At 45.0% G+C, this 24608-nt stretch carries 26 protein-coding genes; 3 read left to right on the top strand and 23 right to left on the bottom strand.

Annotated features, from left to right (window positions below; genetic code table 11):
• Positions 1-30 precede the first annotated feature (30 nt).
• Positions 31-570, bottom strand: a complete 540-nt coding sequence (locus QOL74_RS04780) for a cob(I)yrinic acid a,c-diamide adenosyltransferase (protein WP_283408312.1) — start codon at positions 568-570, stop codon at positions 31-33.
• Positions 571-710: 140 nt separating this feature from the next.
• Here QOL74_RS04780 and QOL74_RS04775 point away from each other — a divergent pair, with 140 nt between their 5' ends.
• The gene (locus tag QOL74_RS04775; protein ID WP_283408311.1) at positions 711-1361 is read left to right on the top strand and encodes an NUDIX hydrolase; all 651 of its coding nucleotides are present in this window, start codon (positions 711-713) and stop codon (positions 1359-1361) included.
• 5 nt (positions 1362-1366) lie between these two features.
• Here QOL74_RS04775 and QOL74_RS04770 read toward each other — a convergent pair whose 3' ends face one another.
• The 3 genes from QOL74_RS04770 to QOL74_RS04760 form a co-directional block, all read right to left on the bottom strand.
• Positions 1367-1576, bottom strand: a complete 210-nt coding sequence (locus QOL74_RS04770) for an FmdB family zinc ribbon protein (RefSeq protein WP_283408310.1) — start codon at positions 1574-1576, stop codon at positions 1367-1369.
• 57 nt (positions 1577-1633) lie between these two features.
• Positions 1634-3022, bottom strand: coding sequence for a pentapeptide repeat-containing protein (locus tag QOL74_RS04765; RefSeq protein ID WP_283408309.1), 1389 nt, complete (start codon positions 3020-3022; stop codon positions 1634-1636).
• 188 nt (positions 3023-3210) lie between these two features.
• A complete protein-coding gene (locus QOL74_RS04760) occupies positions 3211-3393 on the bottom strand; it encodes a hypothetical protein (protein WP_283408308.1) in 183 nt (60 codons plus the stop codon).
• A gap of 159 nt (positions 3394-3552) precedes the next feature.
• On the opposite strand from QOL74_RS04760, the gene QOL74_RS04755 reads away from it, so the two are divergent.
• On the top strand, positions 3553-4764 hold the full coding sequence (locus tag QOL74_RS04755; RefSeq protein WP_283408307.1) for a M20 family metallopeptidase: 1212 nt from the start codon (positions 3553-3555) through the stop codon (positions 4762-4764).
• A 30-nt stretch (positions 4765-4794) separates the two neighbouring features.
• Here QOL74_RS04755 and typA read toward each other — a convergent pair whose 3' ends face one another.
• From typA to pssA, 11 genes are all read right to left on the bottom strand, one after another.
• Positions 4795-6618 (bottom strand): translational GTPase TypA, encoded by a 1824-nt coding sequence (typA, locus tag QOL74_RS04750; RefSeq protein WP_283408306.1) that lies wholly within the window; start codon positions 6616-6618, stop codon positions 4795-4797.
• 130 nt (positions 6619-6748) lie between these two features.
• Positions 6749-7603, bottom strand: coding sequence for an ATP-dependent sacrificial sulfur transferase LarE (gene larE / locus QOL74_RS04745; protein WP_283408305.1), 855 nt, complete (start codon positions 7601-7603; stop codon positions 6749-6751).
• A gap of 47 nt (positions 7604-7650) precedes the next feature.
• On the bottom strand, positions 7651-8394 hold the full coding sequence (larB, locus tag QOL74_RS04740; RefSeq protein ID WP_430383860.1) for a nickel pincer cofactor biosynthesis protein LarB: 744 nt from the start codon (positions 8392-8394) through the stop codon (positions 7651-7653).
• A 56-nt stretch (positions 8395-8450) separates the two neighbouring features.
• Positions 8451-9497: a P1 family peptidase gene (locus QOL74_RS04735; protein ID WP_283408303.1), complete on the bottom strand. Its 1047-nt coding sequence runs from the start codon at positions 9495-9497 to the stop codon at positions 8451-8453.
• Between the two features lie 227 nt (positions 9498-9724).
• Positions 9725-10378 carry a protein disulfide oxidoreductase gene (pdo, locus tag QOL74_RS04730; protein ID WP_283408302.1) on the bottom strand — a complete coding sequence of 218 codons (654 nt, stop codon included), beginning with the start codon at positions 10376-10378 and terminating at the stop codon, positions 9725-9727.
• Positions 10365-11372: an NAD(P)/FAD-dependent oxidoreductase gene (locus QOL74_RS04725; RefSeq protein WP_283408301.1), complete on the bottom strand. Its 1008-nt coding sequence runs from the start codon at positions 11370-11372 to the stop codon at positions 10365-10367. The genes pdo and QOL74_RS04725 overlap by 14 nt, the downstream gene beginning before the upstream one ends.
• Positions 11373-11494: 122 nt before the next feature.
• On the bottom strand, positions 11495-12250 hold the full coding sequence (locus QOL74_RS04720; RefSeq protein ID WP_283408300.1) for a hypothetical protein: 756 nt from the start codon (positions 12248-12250) through the stop codon (positions 11495-11497).
• Between the two features lie 92 nt (positions 12251-12342).
• On the bottom strand, positions 12343-13707 hold the full coding sequence (gene rlmD / locus QOL74_RS04715; protein ID WP_283408299.1) for a 23S rRNA (uracil(1939)-C(5))-methyltransferase RlmD: 1365 nt from the start codon (positions 13705-13707) through the stop codon (positions 12343-12345).
• Positions 13708-13774: 67 nt separating this feature from the next.
• Positions 13775-14539: a class I SAM-dependent methyltransferase gene (locus QOL74_RS04710; protein ID WP_283408298.1), complete on the bottom strand. Its 765-nt coding sequence runs from the start codon at positions 14537-14539 to the stop codon at positions 13775-13777.
• A gap of 46 nt (positions 14540-14585) precedes the next feature.
• Positions 14586-15137 (bottom strand): DUF6648 family protein, encoded by a 552-nt coding sequence (locus tag QOL74_RS04705; RefSeq protein ID WP_283408297.1) that lies wholly within the window; start codon positions 15135-15137, stop codon positions 14586-14588.
• A 106-nt stretch (positions 15138-15243) separates the two neighbouring features.
• Positions 15244-15759, bottom strand: a complete 516-nt coding sequence (pssA, locus tag QOL74_RS04700; RefSeq protein ID WP_283408296.1) for a CDP-diacylglycerol--serine O-phosphatidyltransferase — start codon at positions 15757-15759, stop codon at positions 15244-15246.
• 279 nt (positions 15760-16038) lie between these two features.
• Between pssA and fba the strand changes: the two genes are divergently transcribed.
• The gene (gene fba / locus QOL74_RS04695; protein ID WP_283408295.1) at positions 16039-16968 is read left to right on the top strand and encodes a class II fructose-1,6-bisphosphate aldolase; all 930 of its coding nucleotides are present in this window, start codon (positions 16039-16041) and stop codon (positions 16966-16968) included.
• Here the strand turns inward: fba and QOL74_RS04690 are convergent.
• From QOL74_RS04690 to QOL74_RS04655, 8 genes are all read right to left on the bottom strand, one after another.
• Positions 16945-17646 (bottom strand): metallophosphoesterase, encoded by a 702-nt coding sequence (locus QOL74_RS04690; RefSeq protein WP_283408294.1) that lies wholly within the window; start codon positions 17644-17646, stop codon positions 16945-16947. The two genes, fba and QOL74_RS04690, sit on opposite strands and share 24 nt — an antisense overlap.
• Positions 17647-17659: 13 nt before the next feature.
• Positions 17660-18490, bottom strand: a complete 831-nt coding sequence (gene yjbM, locus QOL74_RS04685; protein ID WP_283408293.1) for a GTP diphosphokinase — start codon at positions 18488-18490, stop codon at positions 17660-17662.
• 183 nt (positions 18491-18673) lie between these two features.
• Positions 18674-19687 carry a type I glyceraldehyde-3-phosphate dehydrogenase gene (gene gap / locus QOL74_RS04680; RefSeq protein ID WP_283408292.1) on the bottom strand — a complete coding sequence of 338 codons (1014 nt, stop codon included), beginning with the start codon at positions 19685-19687 and terminating at the stop codon, positions 18674-18676.
• A gap of 186 nt (positions 19688-19873) precedes the next feature.
• The gene (locus QOL74_RS04675) at positions 19874-20296 is read right to left on the bottom strand and encodes a hypothetical protein (protein ID WP_283408291.1); all 423 of its coding nucleotides are present in this window, start codon (positions 20294-20296) and stop codon (positions 19874-19876) included.
• A 146-nt stretch (positions 20297-20442) separates the two neighbouring features.
• Positions 20443-21408 carry a tRNA modification radical SAM protein MnmL/YtqA gene (mnmL, locus tag QOL74_RS04670; protein WP_283408290.1) on the bottom strand — a complete coding sequence of 322 codons (966 nt, stop codon included), beginning with the start codon at positions 21406-21408 and terminating at the stop codon, positions 20443-20445.
• 5 nt (positions 21409-21413) lie between these two features.
• Positions 21414-21800, bottom strand: a complete 387-nt coding sequence (locus tag QOL74_RS04665; protein ID WP_283408289.1) for a universal stress protein — start codon at positions 21798-21800, stop codon at positions 21414-21416.
• A 209-nt stretch (positions 21801-22009) separates the two neighbouring features.
• Positions 22010-23620: a peptide chain release factor 3 gene (locus tag QOL74_RS04660; RefSeq protein ID WP_283408288.1), complete on the bottom strand. Its 1611-nt coding sequence runs from the start codon at positions 23618-23620 to the stop codon at positions 22010-22012.
• Positions 23621-23827: 207 nt separating this feature from the next.
• Positions 23828-24343 (bottom strand): ECF transporter S component, encoded by a 516-nt coding sequence (locus QOL74_RS04655; protein WP_283408287.1) that lies wholly within the window; start codon positions 24341-24343, stop codon positions 23828-23830.
• Positions 24344-24608: the final 265 nt, after the last annotated feature.

Raw genomic sequence — 24608 nt, 5'->3', positions numbered from 1 at the left:
AATCACCTCTGTCAGCATATTATTAAGTCATCATTTCTCTTGTTTGTCAAAAACCACATAATGGAGCTCTGTTTCCAGGTAGCGTGCCATGGCGTACAGTGTATCCGACAATCGATTCACATATTTTAGCAACCACTCGCTGACATCTTCTTCCCTGCTCAATTTCAGGATTCTTCTTTCCGCCCGACGACAGACAGTTCTAGCAACATGCAGGCTGGCTGCAGCCGTATTGCTGCCCGGAATAATGAAAGCATCCATTTTATCAATTTTTTCAAGATATTGGTCAATGGTGGCTTCAAGAAACCGAACATGGGTTTCATCAATTTTTTCAGGGAAAAGGTTTCTGTCGGTTGTTGCCAGTTCTCCTGCCACATCAAAAAGCTCCCGCTGAATTCTAAAAAGGATTTGTACCACTTCAGCGTCTTCAATAAAGTTTCTGGCAAATCCCATGCAGCTGTTCAGTTCATCCACCGTTCCATAACTTTCCACTCGAATTTCGTCTTTTTTGACTCGTTTTCCGTCGTATAAGCTGGTTTCCCCTTTGTCACCCGTTTTGGTGTAGATTTTCATCTTATCCCTCCATTTCAGTATTGACGCGGGCTGATATTATTTTCTCGTGCAGCATCGTTTGCATTTCATTTTGATCGTGATATGATGATATCAACGCATCCGTGCGATTCTTCCCATCATGAACAGGAGTGTATCGAACCATGGATTACCGTCTGATCTCACAGGCTTTGGCCAGCTACCCCCATGAAGGTTACGAAAAAAACAAGCTGTTTGCAGTAATGATTCCGCTAATCGAAGTGAACGGCGAAACGCACGTTCTGTTTGAGGTCCGTTCTTTCGAGCTGGAGAGCCAACCTGGCGAAATTTGTTTTCCCGGCGGCAAGATGGAGAAAGGCGAGACACCATCTCAGACTGCTTGTCGAGAAACCATGGAAGAGCTCAATCTGCAGCCTCACCAATTGAAAATCATCGGCTCACTCCCCCCATTAACAACACCTTTTCATTTCACTATCTATCCTTTTTGCGGCGTCGTTCAACACACTGTTTTTGAAGAAATCGACTTTTCAAAAGATGAGGTGGATTCCATCTTCACCATTCCCCTTGAAACACTTCTGAACCAGGAGCCAGAAGAGTTTTCACTGGAATATGACATGAAGATGGATCCCCTGTTTCCTTATCATCGGATTCCAAACGGTGATAAATATGAATGGAAAGCTGGTCATTACAGAGTCGTTTTCTATTACTATCAGCATTATGTGATATGGGGACTCACCGCAAAAATGCTTCAGTACTTCCTGACTGTTATCCGCAACAGTCCCGAATCTTCATCTGTTTCCATACAGGAAACCTAAAAACCTCAGCCACCGCAAGAAGGCGGTTTCGAACCACCCGTCACCTGACATTCGCTTTCGCCGCCGGATGATCCCACGCCAAAAACCGACATCTTTCGTTTCGTATGTTGGCTTCCACATTGGGGACAGTTGATGGATTCATCCATTTCATCCATGCGACGTAATTGATCGAAGATGTGTCCACATTCCTCACATCGGTATTCGTATACTGGCATTTTATCCCTCCTTCACTTATCGAAACACTCGCTTCCTTTATCAAAAGACAATCAGATTTACAGTCGTTTATCCATCGCGCTGAAATCACCAAAGCTCACATCGTATCCTTCAAAGGATTTTGCAGTTTCATCAATATTCGACGGAAACACAATTGCCTTCAGTGATTTTTTTACCCCAAGCCATTTTTTCCAACCACTTTGTTCCGTCATCTGATCCCAGGAGAGGTTGATAACTCCGCTAAAATCACTGCCGGCAATTTCCCGGCCGGCCAAATCAGCCTCTGCAAAATCAAACCCCCAGGGATACTTTATCCCAGTCAGATCTTTGCCCGCCATTTGCAAGTGCTCCCACTTGAGCTTTTTAACCCGGCTGAAATCAGAAAATCGGAGATCCAGGCCTGAAAAATCAGCGTTGTCAATGTCAAAATCCTCAGGGTAAACCACACCCGCCAAGTACCGCGCCTGACAGATATGTTCCCACCTTAGTCCGCGAACGCAACTGAAATCATTACCACTGAAATTTTTTCCCGCGGCTTCCATTTTCGCAGGACAAAATGTATCCGGGTAGATTAGTCCGCTGGCATCTTCGGCATGGGCAATATGCATCCAGTTCAGATTTTTCACCCTGGAAAAATCACTGCGGCTGATATCCCTCCCTGTAAAGCTTGCCTTGTCAGCATCAAAATGTTCTGGGTATATCATCCCGGAAACATCACCTGCATACTGAATTTGCTCCCATGAAAGCGCCTGACACCGGCTGAAATCGCTTCCGGTCAAATCCCTGGGTTTACCAAAAGGCTGGTCATTAAAATCTGCGTTTTCAATATCAAATGAACCCGGATAGCGCATACCAAAAATAAATTCTGCCCGATTAATTTGACGCCATCGAAGCTTTTCCAGCCTTGAAAAATCGCTGCCACTGATATTCTTGTCATTAAACACCACATTATCCGCGTCAAAATCAGAAGGGTATATGAGGTCACTGAGTCCCCATACACGCTCCAGGTGACACCATCGCAATCCCTTCACACGGCTAAAATCACTGCCTGCAATGTAGCGACCTTCCCAGGCATCTTTCTTCGGTTCAAAGAACTCAGGATAAACAATTCCCCATATTTCAGCTGAAGAGCTGATGTGTTCCCAGCAAAGGCTGTTCACTCGGCTGAAATCACTTTTCGATATATCTCTATTTCCAAAATCCGCATTCGTCACATCAAATGTCTCTGGATAAATCAATCCACCAATATTGTCTGCATCTTTCAAGTGTTTCCAGCGCAGCGATTTAACACGACTAAAGTCACTTCCCGGAAGGTAGGTCTCTGTGCTTTTTCTTCCCAGATGACGCCCGGCAAAATCGATGAAATCAGGATCAAAGCAGGCAGGATAAACTAGCCCGTTAATATTTTTTGCATTAAAGAGGTCGTGCCAGAACTTAGCAGGTGCCATGTTGTCATTCCTTTCCATCGATGGACGAGTCGCAGATCAGTTTATTTAAGTAACATCCTGTCGATTGTATTTCAACCATAAGTATAACGCCAGTACTGAAGATGCGTCAACCGAAGAAAACCGGCATACTCGCCGATGAAGCGATCATGCCGGAAGTATTTGACTCTCTCTACAGTAGTATGCTTTTCTCAATGATTCCCGTCGTCTTTAAACCGAAAGCGGGCATACCCGTGACGGCATCCAAGACGCCAATGCGGCGCCAGCTCTCCCGATTTCATCAGCCAGGATTTTCGCGAACGCTTTTCTTCAGGCTTTTCTGCCTTGTCCGAATGATGTCTGCGTGGGATGTGAACGGATTTGAAGAGTGACATAAAACCCCTCCTTCACAACAGCGCACCAGTTACTTATCTCCTACTTTCATCATACGCTTATCATTTCATGCCGTCAACCTGTTCCTCACTGACTTTTTCTGATATGATACAAGTTGTCCGCCGTCTATTGATAGATTACAAGATAGGATGTGAAATCCAATGGAGCAACCTTTTTTTCTTCCTCGCGACTATTTTACCACTGAAGAACTGGTGGATTTAACCCAATCACTGATTCGCATTCCCAGCCACAAAGATACTCCTGGCCAGGAACGTGATATTGCTCATTTTATTCACCACTTTCTTCAGCAACACCACATTGAGTCAGTTCTTCATCCAGTAATTGATGAGCGCAGCAATGTGATTGCCCGTGTTATGGGAAACGGAACCGGTCGCTCCCTGATGTTTAACGGTCACACAGATACCGTGTTGCCATACAACATGACCGTTGATCCTTATGCGGCCGAAATTAAAAATGGTTGCATTTTTGGCCGCGGGGCGGTGGATATGAAAGGTGCCCTGGCCTGCTTCATGATGACGCTGATTATGATGCGACGAAGCGGCTTTGTTCCTGGCGGTGATGTCATTTTTACCGGTGTGATTGGTGAAGAAGGAAAAAGCGAAGGCACTGAATACGTTGTTAAATCAGATATTCGGGCTGATGCTGCCGTCGTCGGCGAACCCTCTGATTACGAATATGCAGTGGGTCATCGCGGGCTGGAATGGTTTGATGTCATTATTCGCGGAAAAGCATCTCACAGCGGGCGTCCCGATAAGGGAGTGAATGCCATTGAGCATGCCATGACATTCATTCAGCGGGTTAAGCAGGATCTTTATCCCATTCTGAAAGAAAAGTATGACGAGTATACCGGCGAATCTGTCATGAACTTTGGCACCATCACTGGTGGAACCGAACAAAGTACCGTTGCCGATCGGTGTATCATCCGCCTGGACCGGCGCTACATTCCCGGCGAAACGAAAGATTCTGTTATGGCTGAGTATCAGGAAATCATCGACCGATTACAGGCTGAAGACAACACTTTTAAAGCCGAGATACGCGTAACGCCAGAAAGTCTTCTGGAGCTTTACCATCCACCTCTCATTACCTCAGTCAATGAACCCATTGTCAGTGCAGTCAGAGAATCCATTCGGGATGTCATTCATCGGGAACCCACCATCACCCGGGGAATCGGATGGTCAGATGCCGCCCTGCTAAAGACCTATGCCAATATTCCCACAGTGGTTTTTGGTCCTGGAGATTTATCGCTGGCCCATACCGAAGAAGAACATATCGCCATTGATGATCTGGTTAATGGCGTTGATATCTACGCCAGACTTGTCCAGCACTTTACCACACTTCCTCCCGAGGAATAAAAAAAGGAGCCCGCAAAGGCTCCATTTTCATTATGATACGTTTGTTTTTCGCTGACCACGCTCTCGCTGCACTTTATTAAGAATCTTTTTGCGCAAACGAATTTGCTTGGGGGTTACTTCCACCAGTTCATCGTCGCCGATGAACTCCAGTGACTGTTCAAGCGAAAAAATAGTGGCCGGCACCAAGCGCAACGCATCATCAGAACCTGATGCCCGCACATTGGTCATCTGCTTTTTACGGCAGACATTCACCACAATATCTTCCAGGCGAGAACTTTCACCCACCACCATGCCTTCATAAACTTCCATGCCTGGTTCAACAAATATTTTTCCGCGTTCCTGAGCTCCAAAAATGCCATATGCAACAGCTGCACCAGTTTCATGAGCAACCAGCGAGCCTCTTAAACGATTTTTTATCTCACCCCGATAGGCTTCGTAGCCATCAAACAAGTGATGAAACGTCCCGTATCCTTTGGTGTCTGTTAAAAATTCAGAGCGGTATCCAATCAGTCCACGAGCAGGTATCCGAAACTCCAGTTTCATGGTTCCTGTGCCAGTGGGGTTCATGTTCAACATTTCGCCTTTTCGCTGGCCAATTTTTTCAATCACGCTGCTCATATGACTCTCGGGAACTTCAACATAGAGGATTTCCACCGGTTCCATACGGCCTTCAGACGTCTCTTTCATGATCACTTCCGGTCGTGAAACAGCAAACTCATAGCCTTCTCTGCGCATTGTTTCAATTAATATGGAAATATGCAGTTCGCCACGTCCCATAATTTTAAAGCATTCTGTCGACAATTCTTCCATGCGCATGGCCACATTGGATAGCATTTCCCGCTCCAAGCGTTCTTTCAGGTGCCGGCTGGTTATATACTGGCCATCTTTCCCTGCAAAAGGACTGTCATTCACCATAAAGTTCATGGAAATGGTTGGCTCATCAATCTTGTTGAAGGGCAGTGCTTCCACCTTGTCCACATCACAAAGCGTGTCTCCAATGTTAATGTTTTCAATGCCAGACACCGCGATGATATCTCCTGCCATCGCCGTTTCTGTTTCCACTCGTTTCAGCCCCTGAAAGGTGGAAAGGTTACTGACTTTTACAGACAGCTCTTTCCCATTGGTTGTTGCAAGCACAGCAGGCTGGTTTTTTTCGACTGTTCCACGGGCAATTTTTCCAATGCCAATACGGCCAATATACCGGTCATAGTCAATATTGGAAATCAGCAGCTGAAAACCTGCTTCAGTGTCACCCACCGGGCATGGAATTTCTCTTAAAATAGCTTCAAACAGGGGCGCCATATTTTCACCGGCATTCCCAGGATCAAGGGAAGCATACCCGTTTTTGGCAGAAGCATACACCACCGGGAACTCCAGCTGATGATCATCTGCCTCCAACTCAATAAAGAGGTCGAGTACTTCATCAATCACCGCTTCAACTCTCGCTTCAGGCCGGTCCACCTTATTGATAACCACCACAGGCTTCAGGCCCTGCTTGAGAGCTTTTTGAAGCACAAATCTGGTCTGAGGCATCGGGCCTTCCGCTGCATCAACCAAGAGCAATACGCCATCAACCATTTGCATGATCCGTTCTACTTCTCCGCCAAAATCGGCATGTCCCGGGGTATCAATGATGTTAATTTTAACATCTTGATATATGATGGCAGTGTTTTTGGAAAGAATTGTAATGCCCCGTTCTCTTTCGATGGCATTGGAGTCCATAACTCGTTCGTCAACCACTTCATTGGTTCTAAAAGTACCGCTTTGTCTCAACAGCTGGTCTACCAGCGTGGTTTTTCCATGGTCAACATGGGCAATAATAGCAACATTTCGTAACGCATCTCGTCTTTGCAAAAAATATTCCTTCTTTCTAAATCAGCGCTTTTCCAATAACAGTTTTCACAGACTTTAAATTATATCATAAAACAGTAGAATTCGCATAGACTATTTCGAAACTTTTTCCTTCGTTTGTTGGGTTAAGTCTTCACTTTTTTGTGTCAATTGCCTTCTCAGCGGAAATCCTTCGAACAGATTCATCCAATACTTCGTTCATACTCCCGGTTCGATAGCCTTTCAAGTCAAGTGTTACATAGCTGAAGCCAATTTTTTTAAGTTTATCATCCACTTGATCCATCAAAACCATATCGAAAAATCGTACCCGCTCTTCAGGCGCCACCTCGATCCGCGCCATGCTTTCATGTATTCTGACCCTCAGTTGACAAAATCCAAGATCAAGCAAAAATTGCTCCGCTTCCTCCACCATTTTAAGCTTTTCAGCAGTAATCACTTCTCCATAAGGAAACCGGGAAGAGAGGCAGGCGAATGCCGGCTTATTCCACGTTGGCAGGCCGAGCTGTTTTGACAACTGTCGAATATCTTCTTTTGTCAGAGCCGCTTCTTTCAATGGACTGACCACTCCCAATTCTTTAGCCGCATGCATTCCAGGTCTGAAATCACCCAAATCATCTAGATTTGAGCCGTCCAATACATAAGCTGCCCCTGTTCGTTCTGCCACCTGCCCCAGTTTTGAGAACAACTCATGCTTGCAATAATAGCACCGATTGGCAGGGTTTTGGGCAAATCCCTCTATTTCCAACTCTTCCGAAGGAATAATTTCATGTGTGCATCCCAGCTGTCGGGCAAACTGAACAGCCTCCTCCAGCTCCCTTTCCGGGTATGTGGATGAAGTGGCTGTGACAGCTGTAACTCCTTCACCAAGTATATCCCAGGCAATTTTAAGCAAAAAGGTGCTGTCGACCCCTCCCGAAAATGCAATTACCACCCGTTCCATATCCTGTAGCAGTTTTTTCAAATGGATCAGTTTTTCCTGTTGCGTCATTTATTGCTGCTCCTCTCAATGCCGACGTCATGCAGCACCATTCTGTTCTAACCATGAGCCTTCTCACTGCTGATCCGATTAATCAGACTTGCACTGTAAGCAGCCCCAAACCCATTATCAATATTCACCACTGTTACGCCGCTGGCACAGCTGTTCAACATCGTCAGCAGTGCAGCAACACCGCCGAACCCTGTGCCGTAACCCACACTGGTGGGTACCGCAATCACAGGTTTATCCACAAGTCCTCCCACCACACTGGCAAGAGCACCTTCCATACCCGCGACCACAATAACCACCTTCGCCTTGCGGATCACATCCATCTTGGCAAAAAGCCTGTGAATTCCCGCTACACCGACATCCATCACCATTTCCACCCGACTTCCCATCATCCGAGCTGTTTCAAAAGCTTCTTCTGCCACAGGTAAATCGGATGTGCCGGCAGCCACAATGGCAACATAGCCATCACTGAAAGTTATTTTCCGCCGGCACAATGCGATGGTTTTGGCAACCGGATTGAACCGGGCCCGATCATCCAGCGACCTGATTGAATCATGAACATTCCTGTTCGTTCTTGTGATCAGTACATTGCTCTCACGTTTCAGCATGCTTTTGACAATACCCGTCACCTGCTCGGCTGTTTTCCCTTCACCATAAATAACTTCCGGGTACCCAGTGCGAATTTCCCGGTGATGATCAACTGTTGCAAAACCCAAATCTGAAAAAGGAAGTTCTTTTAACTGTTCCGCAGCCTGATCAACTGTCAGGATTCCAGCCTGAACTTCCTCAAGCATTTTTCTCACATCTTCTTCTCTCATTTCACCCTCACCTCAACTCTGATGTCATTTATTCAGCTATCCGGCCAGTTCAGTTCACCCAGCACTTCCGACAGGCACAAGGGCTTTTCTTTTCCAGCCGCAACAGGCGTTGCCGTAATCATCGAATTCAGAACTGCTTCTTCAGTTGCTTCCACAACCGCCCGAAAAACACGGTCAATCTGATTTTCATTGATCATGGTGACTTGCATGAAATCTGACGATGAATGGTGATGAACAGGGTTGGCCGTAGAGAAGCCCACGGCAATCTCGCCGCTGCCATGACCCAGATAAGAACCTGTGCGCGCCAACCCCACCCCCACCCGTTTAATGATGCGCTTTAACTGTCGATCTGAAACCGGCAGGTCAGTTGCCACAATAATAATGATGGAGCCTTGGTCCACTTCCGCAGTTGCCTTTTCCGACGACAAGAGGGGGATTTTCTGTCCATTAATCATCAAATCTTCCCGACAGCCATGATTGCTCTGTACCAGAACCCCCAGTGTATATGGCTTTTCGTCAAATCGAATCACTCTGGAAGCCGACCCCATGCCACCTTTAAGACCAAAAGCCGTCGTTCCACGCCCGGCACCCACAGAACCTTCATCAAAATCAATCGAAGCAGTCTCAATAGCTTTTTGCACATGCGCCTCGCTGACGACCCTGTCTTGAATTCGATTCAGACGGCTGTCGTTGCACTCACACACCACCGGGTTAATAGACACGGGAGAAATCCCCTCTTGATCGCAACGCTGCAGCATATATGTCACCAAGGCATCGTGCACCCGGCCCACATTCAATGTATTGGTTAAAGCTATGGGCGTTTCCAGGGCTCCCAGTTCTTCGATTTGAACCAGGCCCTGACTTTTGCCAAATCCGTTTATTACGTAAACAGCAGCCGTGTATTTTTCTGTAAAAGGATTTCTTGCCCCTGGAATCACCACCGTGACACCTGTTTGATGGGGCGATTCATCACAGGTAGCATGTCCTACCAGCACTCCGGCAACATCTGTAATCCGATTTCCCGGCCCCGTGGGCAGTGTTCCAATCTCCACAGCATGATTTCGTAGTCGTTTTTTCATTCACACTGCCTCCCTACTCATTGATTTACCCACCCATTTTACCACAAAAAACAGGCAATCAATCGAACATTCTTCAAAGCCGCACCAAATCAAAATGATCATGTTCGTCAGGTCATCCTTTTTCATGATGGGCGCAAAAAAGAGTGCCTATAGGATTCTGTCACTATCCTCTGGCACTCTTTCTTCATTTAATACCATCTCTCAGTTTTGATTGTAAGCTGGCCGTTCTAGTTAACCGCCTGAATTTTTTCGATTTCTTCCAAAAATGTCTCCAGTGGCTGATTTCCCACGAACTCGAAGTCATCATTGATGACAATTTTCGGCACGCTGGATACATTGAACCGATCAGATAAATCATAGAATGTCTGAGCTTCTATCATTTCCGCATCGATATATTCATTCGATAAAGCCAGTTTATGGGCCTTTTCAACAGCACCCGAGCAGTGGGGGCACCCCAAAGTAACAAAAACCTTAATGTTCACCGGATGCTTCACCTCTGACAGCCTGTCCATCACTTCACCCGAAAGCGGAGCCCCAGCGCCGGCTACTTCCAAAATTCCCTTTACAAAGGAATTAATTTCGTGGCCGGCAGGAATTCCATTGAACTTGATGCGCTGATACTGTTGGTCTTGGTCAAGCAGTACGATGGATGGAACCATTTTCACATTATATTGCTCTGCAATGGCATGATCACGTTCAATATCATACATTTTTAAGTGAAGGTGCGGGCTGGTGGCAACCAGCTCGTTGAGAAAATCACTTGTTTCCTGGCATGTCTCGCAGGGATCTTCTTTGATGAACAGCGCAATGGTCACATCTTTCTGCATGTTTTCAAACACGGTTTTTAGCTGAGCTTGTACTTCGTCATTAAGCAATTTCATGGTTTGTTTCCTCCTCATTGGTTAGGGTATTTAAATATTCGTTGGCAGCCAATGCCGCTTTGGCACCTTCTCCAACAGCAATCACGATTTGTTTGAAGGGTCCTTCCGCCACATCACCTGCAGCAAAAATTCCCGAAAGACTGGTTTGCATCTTATGGTCTACAATAATTTCGTTTCTTTCATTCAAATCTACCAAGCCCTTGACGAACTCTGTATTCGCCAAATATCCAACTTCCACAAATACACCGTCAGCAGGAATCACCTCCCTTTTTCGGTTGGTCAAGTTTCTAACTGCTATACCGGAAACTTTTTCGATTCCCTGTATTTCAGTAATTTGAGTCTCCAGGTGAACCTGAATATTGTTGATCCGTTGCATGCGATCCAACAAAACCTGATCTGCCCGGAACTGACTGCGGTGAACCATTATCACTTTAGTTGCCAGTTTTGACAGATCAATGGCAGCTTCGACCGCCGCGTTGCCTCCTCCAACAACCACCACATTCCGATCTCTGAACAAAGGACCGTCACAGATCGCACAGTAAGCCACTCCTTTTCCAGCCAATGTCTCTTCACCCGGAACTTCCAGTTTCCGATGACGACTGCCGGTGGCGATAATGACCGCTTTAGCGTTATATGAGTTTCCGTCGGACAACACAAGTGTTTTAAGATTATTTGCCCCGGATATGATTTGCTTCACTCCGACACTTTTCATAAAGGGAATATTTAGTTCGCGTGCCTGATCATAAAACTTTCTCGCCAGCATTTCACCTGATATCATCGGAAATCCAGGATAATTTTCCACAGTTGTTGTGTCGTTTATCTGCCCTCCGGTGGTTTCAGTGATGACCACTGTTCTCAATCCCTTGCGCTTTGCATAAATGGCGGCACTGATACCCGCAGGGCCACCTCCAATGATGGCCACATCGGCATCAACCGGGATCGCGCCCACTTTTTCTTTCGAACTGTCAATACCCATATTTAAATGTAGTTCCATTGTATCATTCCTTTCATTACAGGTGACGGTACTTGAATTTCTGCTTATAAATTACCTGTTCCAAGCCTTGCCGACGGTCGGTCAATCAAGTGCTTTTGAACTTTCGAGTGTATGCGTGCCTTTCAGTTTGCCTTTGAGCGATGCTCTCCAGCATTACCAGAGATAATTTTGCTAACAGCCGATTCAGATAATCCACCAAAAATCTGACCGATTTCCTTTTGACTCAGTGTCGTTTCCTGGCGAAACCGGAGGATCAACTGGTTGCGGAAGGTTTTGTCCCGGTACATCTCTTCTGCTGTTATTTGATTCAATGACAGAATCGTCTTCAGGTGAGCCTCAGCCTCTGAGACAGTTTGTATACACCTGTTACAAGGTTTGCCGTCTTCTTTGCTGCTTTGAACGATTTCTTCCAGTGCCGAAAAGTCGTCAAGATCCAATGATACCAACGGGTCTTTTACCAAACCCCGATAACAACAAAAACTGTTAAAAAGATCTGGTGTGGTTTTGCGCGCCCGTGATCGGCGATGAATCTGGCCCATAATATCCAGCAACTGATTCCGGCTATCAACAAGGGTGCTTTTATAACGATCTTTAAAGAGCTGCCCATCACACTTGGCGTACATTGCATAAGCAATATTAATGCTTTTCATCACTTTCGATATATCGCCACCTTGCAGATTCAGTACCAAATGGTATTCCTGAGGATCAGCCGCACAGTAGGCGTAAAGCTTAAACCGAAACTTTTCCCTTGCACGGGCAACCATTTGTAACCAGATGATCCGATCTTCTTCATTGGAGAAAAGAGGTCGCTTCCCATGCCCCTGCTGAAAAATATGATAAATACCATAGGTAGTTGCACTTCTTGCCTGCCGGGCCATGTGATCACCTTCCTGAGCTCATTATAACCTCACCGCTTCTTTTTGTCAAGTTGCGTCCCCTCTTTATTTAAAAACGACACTTATTGATTTATTTAATTTGCTTCTTTTTTTGACATCAGTACTACGCACTCGACATGAGGCGTATTGGGAAAAAGGTCAACACACTGTGCAGATTCAATATGCCAGCCAGTTGCTGTTGCCTGCTCCAGGTTATCCACCAACGAGCGGGGGTTACATGAGATATAGATCATTTTTTCAGGTTTCATGGCCAGCAGATCTGTCATGGCTTTGGGATGCACCCCTGCCCGGGGCGGGTCAAGAATGAGTGTGTCTGGCCTTCCCGGCAGTTGATTCAATGTTTCTTTCACATCACCAGCTATGAAAGTGCAGTTTTCAAAACCATTGAGCTGCGCGTCTTTTCTTGCCTGTTCCACTGCTTCTGTCACCAGTTCAATACCCGTCACTTTCGAGGCCCGACGGGCCATCAGCTGGGTAATGGTTCCCAAGCCACAGTAAAGATCATAGACATTTTGGTCGGTTTCCGACAGAAAGGAAGTCGCTATTTCGTAAAGGCACTCAGCCGCATAGCTGTTGGTTTGAAAAAATGAAAAGGGTGTGATGGTAAAATTCAATCCCAGCAAACTCTCTCGAATGGATTCTTTTCCATGAAGACATTGTATGTAATCGTTTTGAACCGTATCTGCCACCTGATTATTCACTGTCCACAAGATGCTCGCCAGATTTCCCGCCAACTCAAGTGACAACAAACTCTCTTTCCATTCATTTACCGAAAGCTCTGGCGCATTGGCCGTCACCAGGTTTACCATTATTTCACCAGTGAATGCAGCTTTACGAACCACAAGGTGCCTTAATATGCCATCGTGTGAAATTTTGTGATACGGTTGCACCTGCCGCTCTCTAAAAAATGTCGCTGTGGCGGTACGAATACGGCGAAAATCTTCGTCTACTAAGTTGCAATGCGCAGTATCCACTACGTCATACCGTCTGCCCCGCTGATGCATGCCTAATGTCAACTGCCCGCCCCGTTCCTGGTTTCCAAAAGAAAACTCCATTTTATTCCTGTAGCCCTCAATTCGAGGACTACTAACTGGTTTATGCCAGACAGACGGCATGAGTTTTCGCTCAGAAAAAAGCGCCTTCACTTGTTCATTTTTCGTTTCAACCTGCCATTGGTACGGAACTCCCTGCAGGCTGCATCCTCCGCAGGTTCCTGTGTGGGGGCAAGCTTCCTCTTTTTCAACTGGTGATTTGTCAATCACCTGCAGGGTATTGGCTTCAAGGTGTGTTTGCCTCACTCGCTTGATTTTTGCCCGTACCCGCTGACCAACAATGCCATAGCTGGTGACCACTCGCTGACCTTCATATTGACCAACCGCCTTGCCGCCGAAAATCATTTTTTTTATATCAATTTCAACTTCCATTCCCTTTAGTCCCATTGAATCACTCCTTTACATAGAAGCACCCGGAAGATTTCTTCCGGGCACATGTTGCACTGTTGGTTGATTACTTAATGGCTTTTAGAATATAGGCAGGTGCCGAAAACTCTTTTGCCAGTTCCAACTCCTTCACCAATTTCTCTGTAATCTCAACAAAACCTTTGGTGAGGTTTTCATTTTCGATGTCATTGACACCTTTTAGAAGTGTCTGTTTTCGTTTGTCAAGAAAGCGTGTTGCCATTTCTGAATCAATGATTTCTTTGAACTCCTGGTATTTGACCTGTTTGAATCCAATGATCCCCAGTGTCTGCTCCAAATCGATGGGATGAATTTCGTTAAAGTGAGCCATGGCCTTCAGCACGCTGATGCTTTTGATGACGCGAAGTCGTTGTGACCAGTAGGGGTAATCCCTGTTTTCCACTGACCATATCGGCATTTCTTCCATTATCACCAGCTGCCCTCCAGGCTTCAATACCCGGTGAAATTCACTGAGGGCTTTTGTTGCACGCAATGGAAACTGGTTAACGGATGACAGGGTATAGTTACAAATCACCACATCAATCACATTGCTTTCCATAAAATCCAGACGGCTCAGATCGGCTTGACGCAGCTGTAATTCTTCAAATTTCCCATGCAATAACTCTTGGATCTGGTCAAAATGATCATCGTCAATATCCACAGAAACCAGACGAGTCTTCCAGCCTTGTTCCTCCACTTTTTCGGCGATTCGTTGGGTGGTATTTCCCCAGCTGGTGCCACCCTCCAACACCAGTTTTCCGTCAAGGTTCAGATTCTCCCACAAATAATGGTCAGCGGTATGGATTTGATACATATAATCCCTCCTTGTCCATTGAATTGTTTTGTCAAGATGACGCTAATCAGTATCGTTCGTTCACGTAATGTTCAATGACCGAACGCCTGGTTCCATCAAGAAATAGACCTTCCTTCTCCAGTTGCTCTTTCAACCATTTGCCTCGGGAGTGAAAAACCACTTCAGGATGATCAAAAAAAATAATTTCAAGAAGGCTCTCTTTCAGAAATCGGGAAGTTACCTTAATGTGATAGGCTTCAATTCCGGAAAAATCCAAGAGCTTGACAGCACACCAGCTTGTACGGTCCTTTTGATGATAGTACCTGTCTTTTCGTTGAATCATTTGCCGATAAAGGTCTTGGTGCTTCTCCTTTTGTCGAAGCTCATCGGCTTTCATTTTGATATACTTTGCCATTGTGTTGTAGTAGTGGTAGTTAAAAACAGCCTTATCAAAACTATCCACATTCTGAAAGGGACTGGCTTCGTAGCGAAGCAACAGGTCATAACTCTCCCGGATATACTCTTTTTTGCTTAAATCACCTTTTTTATACTGAAAAATAAGACTCTCGCGTATATCGGCATATTCCTTAAACAGGTTTCTGCCGGCTACGTACCGCATCTGCACACATCCTCCAGTTTTCACTTCGCATGCTTCTTTGGATGGACTCTGTCAGTGATTGTAAAAAATGTTGGGCAGAATCCTTCTGCAGCTCTTTAACCAGGAGCTACCTCTTCTTAAGGCGGATCCTTTTACTGACCATGGCATAAGACAGCAAAAGCATGATGAATCCCAGTACATAGATATTGGTGGCATAATTTGCCGAATAAATTGCCATTAACGCTACAATCCCCCCACAGAGGGTGATGGGAATTCCCATGTAGAATCCGTCGAAATCTGTGATATTGAAAAAAGCCAATCGATAGGCACCGCTTATGGCAAATAAGGCCACCACAAAGAAACCAAGCACGCCAATATCAGCCATGTGAAAGCTCCACATAAGAATGGCCGGTGCCACTCCGAATGAAATCAAATCACAAAGTGAATCCAATTCTTTTCCAAACTCGCTTTCAACATCCAGTTTTCTGGCCAGTTTTCCATCAAGACGATCCATCAGCGCTGCCAAGATAATCAATAATGCTGAAATTACATACTGTTCACTGACAATACAGACGATTGCCAGCAAACCAAGCGTCAAGTTCAAATATGTGAGCATATTTGGAAGCTGCGCTTTTACCCTCATTCTTCACACCTCTTTCTATCATGTCCATCGGCCTGTTTTCCGTCATCTCTGCACTACTTACCTGCTATGGATTCAGGTCGTTCTTAAAACGTTGATTAAGAGATGGACCAGCTCTATGGCTATTACTATTTTACCCTATTTGCATTAAAAAACAAAGCCCGGGACAAAAAAAGACCAGGAAAACCTTTTCCCAAATCGCTTGAATCCTTAAAATTCCAACGTTTTCGATTGCATCCGCTCATTTGATATGGTAAAATAAAACAAAAAGGAGTGGTGCCCGTGCCATTAATTACAAGTCAGTCGCTGTTTGAAAAGGCTTATGAAAAAGACTATGCAATCGGTGCCTTCAATGTCAACAACATGGAGATCATACAAGGGATCGTGGATGCAGCAAAAGAGGAGCGTTCCCCTTTAATTTTGCAGGTTTCTGCCGGAGCCCGAAAATATGCCAATCCCATTTATTTGAAAAAACTGGTGGAAGCAGCCGTAGAAGACTCCGGACTCCCCATCGTCCTACACCTTGATCATGGAGAGAGCTTTGAGATTTGCAAGCAATGTGTGGATGACGGTTTCACTTCTGTTATGATCGATGCCTCTCATCATCCTTTTGAAGAAAACATTGCCATCACAAAAAAAGTTGTTGAGTATGCTCATGCTCATGGCGTCGTGGTGGAAGCTGAACTTGGGCGGCTGGCTGGTGTGGAGGACGCCGTTAACGTCAGTGCTGCCGATGCTACCTACACAGATCCTGACCAGGCACAAGAATTTGTAGAAAAAACGGGTGTTGATGCCCTTGCTGTTGCCATCGGTACAAGCCATGGTGCCTATAAGTTCAAGGGTGAACCTAACCTTGATTTTGCGAGGCTCAAAGCCATCGCAGCAAAGATCCCCGGCACTCCCATGGTTCTTCATGGTGCATCGACTGTGTTGCCTGAGTTTGTTAAAATTTGCAACCAATATGGCGGACAGATTCCCGGAGCTCAGGGTGTACCTGAAGCCATGATTCGAGAAGCCGCCCGCCATGGTGTATGCAAGGTTAACATCGATACCGACCTGCGTCTGGCAATGACTGCTGCTATTCGTAAAGAATTTGCAGAGGATCCAACCAACTTTGATCCCCGAAAATATCTTGGCCCTGGTCGTGACGCTATTCGCGAAATGGTAAAGCATAAAATTCGAAATGTGTTAGGTTCCAGTGGCCTGGTGTAGCGCAACCACCTGAAAATCCAGGTAATCACAAGATGCCAGCTGGTAGTTTATTTGATTGATGCATCCCAGTGATCCTAATGAATGAGAATCTTCCCCATGAAGATGCCCATAAACAACGCGAGCAACGTTGTACTGTTCAAACAGTTGGGTAAACAGGGAAGGTTCTTTTTTTTCATTTGCCGGCGGATAGTGAATCATACCGATAATATGGTCATGTCCCGCTGATTTTGCTGCTTCAAGCGAGAGCTTCAGCCGCTGCGCTTCCCGCTGATAAATTTTATCATCTTGCAGTGTATACCCAGGTGTTCCTGGGCACATCCAGCCTCTGGTGCCGCAAATGGCAACATTTTGATAAGCGAAAAATTGATTTTGAATAAAAAACATGGTTTCTGATATCTCATTGAGTCGTTGGATGCTTCGCCACCAGTAATCATGGTTGCCTCTGATCAAGTACTTGCGTCCCGGCAGGCTGTCAATCCACCGAAGATCGGGCAGCGCTTCCTCCAGGGTCATGGCCCATGAGATATCGCCGGGAATAAGCACTGCATCATGGGCTTTCACTTGCTTTATCCAGCTTTCCCCTATTTTTAGATGGTGGTCTTTCCAGTGACTGCCAAAGACAGACATGGGCTTTTCAACCTGGCTTCCCAGATGAAGATCCCCTATGGTATAGATCATATTGACCTCCTGTTTAGTCAGTTGAAAATCGATTTTTATCGGTTCCGTAGGTGTCATAATCATCAACTTGCTCGCGCAGTTTTCTGGCCAGTTTTTTTAGCTCCTGCAAATCACTTAATATCCATATATTTTCAAACTCTTGATGATATTGTTCGGCTTCCTGATGAAACCCTCTTACCCGCAGTTGCTGTATATGTCCAAGAATAGCAGACACCACATTTGATTTGGTTTCAAATAATTTCTGCGCTTCTCTGATTTCATAGCGAATTTCCGACATTTCCTGATCCAGCACCATGGCAGCATCTGCCGCTTTTTTTAATCGATCAGTCACATGCTCTGGAATTTGCTGCTTATATTTATAATTCAGGGAATGTTCAATAGTCGCCCAGAAATTCATTGCCAATGTTCGAATTTGAATTTCTGCAAGGATCTTCTTGTGCCCGAAAGCTGTTTGAATTGGATATCTCACCACCACATGATAACTCCGATAGCCACTGTCTTTCTGGTTGGTAATATAGTCTTTTATATTGACAATTTCCATATCTTTTCCTTCTCGTTCACGTATGAAATCAACCACTGTATAAATATCTTCCACAAACTGACACATAATGCGAATACCTGCTATATCTTCAATACCTTCTTCAATTTCATCCAATTCAAGGTTTAAAAGTTTGGCTTTTTCAAGTATGCTGGACACACGTTTGACGCGTCCCACCACAAATTCAATAGGTGAGTAGGCACCCACCATTAAAAGCTCACTCCTGATGCTGCGAAATTTCACCTTCAATTCTTCAACAGCATGTTCATAGGGGATGAGAAATTTTTTCCATTCAATATTCTCCATCTTCTCCACTCCCTTGATAATTTCAATGCAAACCCATTTCATTATACACAACCTCAACCACTGATGCCAGTAAAAATAAGCACTCTTGAAGTACACAAACAGCAAAAGACCGTCATCATCTGTGACAACGGTCTTAATGGGTCCAACCCAGTGGTAAACTTTCTAGGTGCACATAAATGTCAGTTAATATCCCTTTGAAGCCACATACGCCAGGAAATCAACCAAACGTTCGGAAAAACCCCATTCATTATCATACCAGGCAACCACTTTTAAAAAACGAGGACCAACCATCATGGTTGAAAGACCGTCAATGATACTGGACCTGCTGTCTTTTTTGTAGTCAATGGAAACCAGCGGTTCTTCACTGAAACCCATAATACCTTTTAATTTGCCTTCTGAAGCTTCTTTCAGCTTTTGGTTCACTTCTTCAACTGTTGTATCTTTCTTCAGTTGCATCACCAAATCAACCACTGACACAACAGGTGTTGGTACGCGCATTGCAAAACCATTCAATTTGCCTTTCAGTTCGGGGATTACTTTCGTGACAGCTTTTGCCGCACCGGTTGTGGTGGGAATAATGGACTGCGCAGCCGCGCGGGCTCGACGCGGATCTGAGTGAGGCTTGTCAAGGAGCTGCTGATCGTTGGTATAGGCATGAACAGTTGTCATCAAGCCGTTTTCAATACCGAACTCATCGTTGATAACTTTGGCAAAGGGAGCCATGCAATTGGTGGTGCAGGAGGCATTGGAGAGAACATGGTGCTTGGCTGAATCATATATCTCTTCGTTGACGCCCATGACCACCTGTGGGATATGATCACTTTTAGGAGGTGCTGAAAGAATGACTTTTTTGGCACCCGCCTGAACATGTTTCATAGCACTTTCTTCTGTATTAAACTTCCCAGAACATTCAAGAACAATATCGACTCCCATTTCTTTCCATGGAATATCAGCGGGGTCTTTATAAGCAGTAAACTTGATGACTTTGTCGCCAATGTGAAGTTCATCATCAGTTGCTGATACGTCCTGGGGAAGAGTGCCATACATACTGTCGTATTTCAATATGTGAGCATGCTTCGCCGGGCCGCTGGTGCTGTTAATAGCGATAATTTCAATATCACGCTCATTTTCAAGCCACACTCTCAATGCAACTTTGCCAATTCGCCCGAAACCGTTAATCCCTACTCTCGCTTTCATGAAAACCCTCCTTTAAAATGATCCTGTTTCAAGGGATAAAATTTATCCCCCCGTAATCATTTCGTGTCCCAATGACGCGAAAAGTGTATCTTTCTGTGGTGTCAACGTCGTACCCTTCCGTGAAAGATAATGGTCTCAAGAACTTATCACAGTGCACCGTGCGAGCTTTCTAATTCATTAGATACATTAAGTAAGATATTCAATCTGAAAGCTTTTAAAATAATCAGGAACATCCTGCTGGTCCCAGCTGATTCCAAACACAAAAGAAATGTTATACTTCATTTCTATCTGATTTAATCGATTAAAAAAAGGTTCCAGACTTTCAAGGCCATCACGACTCAGCTTCATGAGGCCGTCCACATACACGTGCTCAATATCGTAATTGGAGGCTATCACACCACATAAAAATCCAAAAAACTCCATTTCATCAGCCAGTTGATATTCACTGAGATGCATGAACCGGGCGCGATAATCAACTTGAAACATTTTGCTGTGATCTGTGTCAATAAACACAACATGTCCTTTGGCCCTTTTGACAGATTCATTTGCCATGTGCACAAGTTTTTTTGTTTTACCACTGCCTTTTTTCCCGACAATTAACTTTATCATGTGGCATCCCTCCATTATATGTTATCCTTCTATACTGCATACATTCCCATAATCTGATATAGCAAACGGTTTCATGATGATAAACCTCTTGCTATTTTATTATATTCGACACCTCCAGCCAAACTCCTGCTGCCTTTTATATAATTTTATATTTTTTCTGACTTTGTCACATTTTCAGAGAATCCTTCAAAGCGCTGATATTTTGTGCCCTGGCGCCGATTTTCTCTTTCCATTTTTTGATGAATCTCATCTCTTATTTTCCACCAACTGGTTCCCCAGTTCACAAAAATACTGTTTTTTTCCGGTGCTCTGCCAATCAGGCGCTGTACCACCATCTCGGGGGCCACATGTTCTAAAAACAAAATAGCCCGCTCCTGATAATCCTCCAGTGAGATCATTTGAAAAGCTCCCTGTTCATAAGCTTCTCCCATTTTTGTGTTTTTCATCAGGTACAAAGCGTGGACTTTCACCTGTTCCACTTTCAGTGCCGATAAAATCCTGGCTGTTTCGACAGCATCAAGGTTATCATCGCCAGGCAGATTTAGGATGACGTGGGCACATACTTCAAATTCATAGCGGTGCACTCTTAAAACCGCGTCAATAAACGAAGCCAATCCATGGCCCCTGTTGATCTGATACAGGGTTCTGTAATTGGCTGTCTGAAGACCCAGTTCAAATGTTATGCGTATACCGGTTTCTTGTTGTATTTCCTTTAATAAGGTCAGATGGCGTTCGTCAACACAGTCAGGCCGTGTTGAAATGGCCATTTCCACCACATTGGGATGAACTGCGGCACGAATGGCTTGTTCAAAACTGACAATGGAAAGGTAGGTGTTGCTGTAATTCTGAAAATATGCAATAAAAGTATCGACACCATAACGGCTGCCGATATAGTCCATATTCGTTTTCAGCTGTTCATCAACGGATAACCGTTCGGGCAGCAGCTCAAAACCCGCCCCTTCAGGGGCACAGAAATCACATCCGCCACTCCCGAGGCTGCCATCACGATTTGGACAGCCGGCGGGCAGATTCAATGGTATTTTATACACTTTTTTCCCATAACGTTCACGTAAATGGGCTGCATAGCTACGATAACGAAGTTCATTTTTCATGGTTATCACACCGGAACTATTTTAATGGCTGTTTGCTTACCAAGTTTTTGGCTTAACTCGTCAATAATGGTATTTTCTCTGGATGGGCGAAGCGATTCTCCCATTACCACCGTCACAACCTCATGGTCACGGCAGAAGTCCACCAGTGTTTTCACTGTTTCAGTTGAACGAATGACTGTCATTTCAGCATCCATCGACTTAGAGATTTCGTAAAGATAGTCCAACGCTTCCGGTTGGCTGTAATTCCCCAGAATTTTCAATGAAGTTGGGGTGACATGCACCACCAGGAGCCTGCCTCCCTGAGCATCTCTGATTGCCGCACCTTTTCGAATCAGACGCTCACAGGTTTTTTGCTGTGTCACACATACCATGACATTTTTTTCGCTATTCACGGGAATCATCCTTTTGACTTTATGATTCATACGAATCATCGTTTTATCGATCATCCACACCTTATCTGCAAGAGTGCGGCCCTATCTGATGTCGTTTCCATTATAACATGAAATCACTGCCGCTTGCATGAGTAGGCAATAAATCGGGAATCAGGCATCTTTTCAGTGCTGGATTCTTTGCAGACCAATGAGTTTATCAATTGAGTGAACTAACGGTAAGTTCTTCGTGCGATGGGTTGCAGAACAACACCTTTATTGCGTTCCACAATTCGTTCTTCAGACCATTCATTTTGATACATCAACACGGGATGATCGTCTTGATCAAGTGCGATAATGGCATCCATTGTCAAGTTAAAGGCATCCGAATCAAATCCTTCCGATTCAATCCACCTAACTTGACGATAAGGCAACTGCTGCATGCGTATTTCAACATTATACTCATTCAGAAGCCGATACTCCAGCACTTCAAACTGCAATATTCCAACGACACCCACAATTATTTCTTCAATCCCGCTGTTAATTGGTCTGAAAACCTGAATCGCGCCTTCTTCAGACAACTGCTGTATTCCTTTAATGAACTGTTTTCGCTTCATGGAATCTTTGGCGTGAATTTTCGCAAAATGTTCCGGTGCAAATACAGGAATATCATCATATTGAATGAGAACATCATTTTCAAACAGCGTATCGCCTATGCGGAATATGCCCGGATCGTGTATGCCAATGATATCGCCTGGGTAAGCTTCTTCAACCGACGATCTGTCTTGCGCAAAAAATTGCTGTGGTTGAGCCAGTTTTATTTTTTTGTTATTTCGAGAAAGTGTCGCGGTCATACCTTTGGAAAATCTGCCCGAGCAAATACGTAAAAAAGCAATACGATCACGATGTGCCGGGTTCATATTCGCCTGAATCTTAAAGATAAAGGCTGAAAAATCAGGTCTTTCCGGATCCACTTCTTCTCCCTGACTGAAGCGCGGTGCCGGGGGTAAGGTTAGTTCAAGAAAAGATTCCAAAAAGGTCTGCACCCCAAAGTTTGTCATGGCACTGCCAAAGAATACCGGTGTTAATTCTCCCTTCAACACCCGTTTCAGATCGAATTGATTACCTGCTTCATCAAGCAGTTCAATCTCGCCCATTAATTGTTTGTGAAGTGTTTCTCCGAGTAAATCATGGAACACAGGACTGTCAATATCTCCGGTGATGGCAGAAACCTGCGATTGTCCGTGATGACCACCTTCAAAAATTTCCATTTGCGCTTTCACACGATTGTACACCCCTTTGAACTGGCCATCGGTTCCCACCGGCCAGTTCATGGGGTACGATTCAATACCCAGCACCTGCTCAATTTCTTCCAGCAATTCAAAAGGGTCTTTTCCTGCACGGTCCATTTTGTTAATGAATGTGAAAATGGGTATACCCCTCAACCGGCATACCTGGAATAGCTTCTTGGTTTGCGCTTCAACACCTTTGGCACAGTCGATGACCATTACAGCATTATCTGCTGCCATAAGTGTTCTGTAAGTATCTTCGCTGAAATCCTGATGTCCGGGTGTATCCAGCAGATTCACCATATGTCCCATATATTCAAATTGGAGGACACTTGATGTCACCGAAATGCCCCGTTGTTTTTCAATTTCCATCCAGTCAGATACCGCATGTCGTTGGGCCCGGCGTGATTTCACCGAACCGGCGAGACGAATAGCACCTCCATAAAGAAGCAGTTTTTCTGTCAAAGTTGTTTTTCCTGCATCAGGGTGGGAGATGATAGCGAAGGTTCTACGTCGTCGAACTTCATCTTGGAATGCTTGATTAACCGTTTTCATAAATGACCCCTTTACTGTTTCAACTATCTGTGATCACGCCTACACCTTAATCGTGTCTGCCTTGGTTAAATTGGAACGAACTCTCACAATCTTATCCCAATCATTTGGCGATGTCAATCACTGAACTGTCCCATAGTGAGTGTAACACCACAGCCTAAAAGTGCCCGGCATCGCCGGGCACTAATCATATTTCAACAAGTTGTCCGATTAATGAAGTTGCTGATTAAAAAATCGGGTTTTGTTAATCGCCAGAGCGACAGGGACAAATAAGATCACGCCGCCAAATCCTTGCACCAGGTCCCATGGCAAGCCTGTCAATGCAACTTGCAGGCTGCCCTTTATGAATATGCCAGCGACTAAATAACCGCATGCCATCCAGACTGCACCCAGGGATACACCAATCATATCAACCATTCCCAAGTGGTTTCGTGTGCCTTTTTCTGCGACGGCGCCCACCAGGTACCCCATCAGCGATTTAACCAATAACGTGGGAATAATCCACATGGTATATCCAAGTAACAAGTCAGCCATGGCACTGCCAATGCCTGCCGCCAAAGCTCCTTTTCGCCTGCCAAAATAGACACTTACAAAGAAAATAACGCCATCTCCTGCATGAATAAAACCTTCGGTCGCGGGGACCGGGATAGTGATCAGCATGGTTGCAGCGGCCACCAACGCTATCAGTAAACCGGTAAGGGTGATATCTTTTGTCTGCGTGTTCATTGCCAACCCCTCCAATTGTATCGATCGTGTATCGTATTCTGTCACCTTTAGTTTACCACCATAAATGCTTGAGTGTAAAGATTATAGTGATAATTCCTATGCATCGTATCGATACACTTTCGCTTCCCGACAAAAGCACATACGCTTCAATTTACCTGCAAACAGCCACTCGTGAGTTTGACAGCAAAACCGAAAAGTTGAATCCATAAGATCCTTTGAAAGTAAGCCTTGCGGCTACTTTTTTTGTCAAATTTTTATTCTTTTT

This window comes from Anoxynatronum buryatiense (genome assembly GCF_900182905.1).
Classification (GTDB): Bacteria; Bacillota; Clostridia; order Peptostreptococcales; family Tindalliaceae; genus Anoxynatronum; species Anoxynatronum buryatiense.
This window is presented reverse-complemented; position numbering and strand designations above follow the sequence as displayed.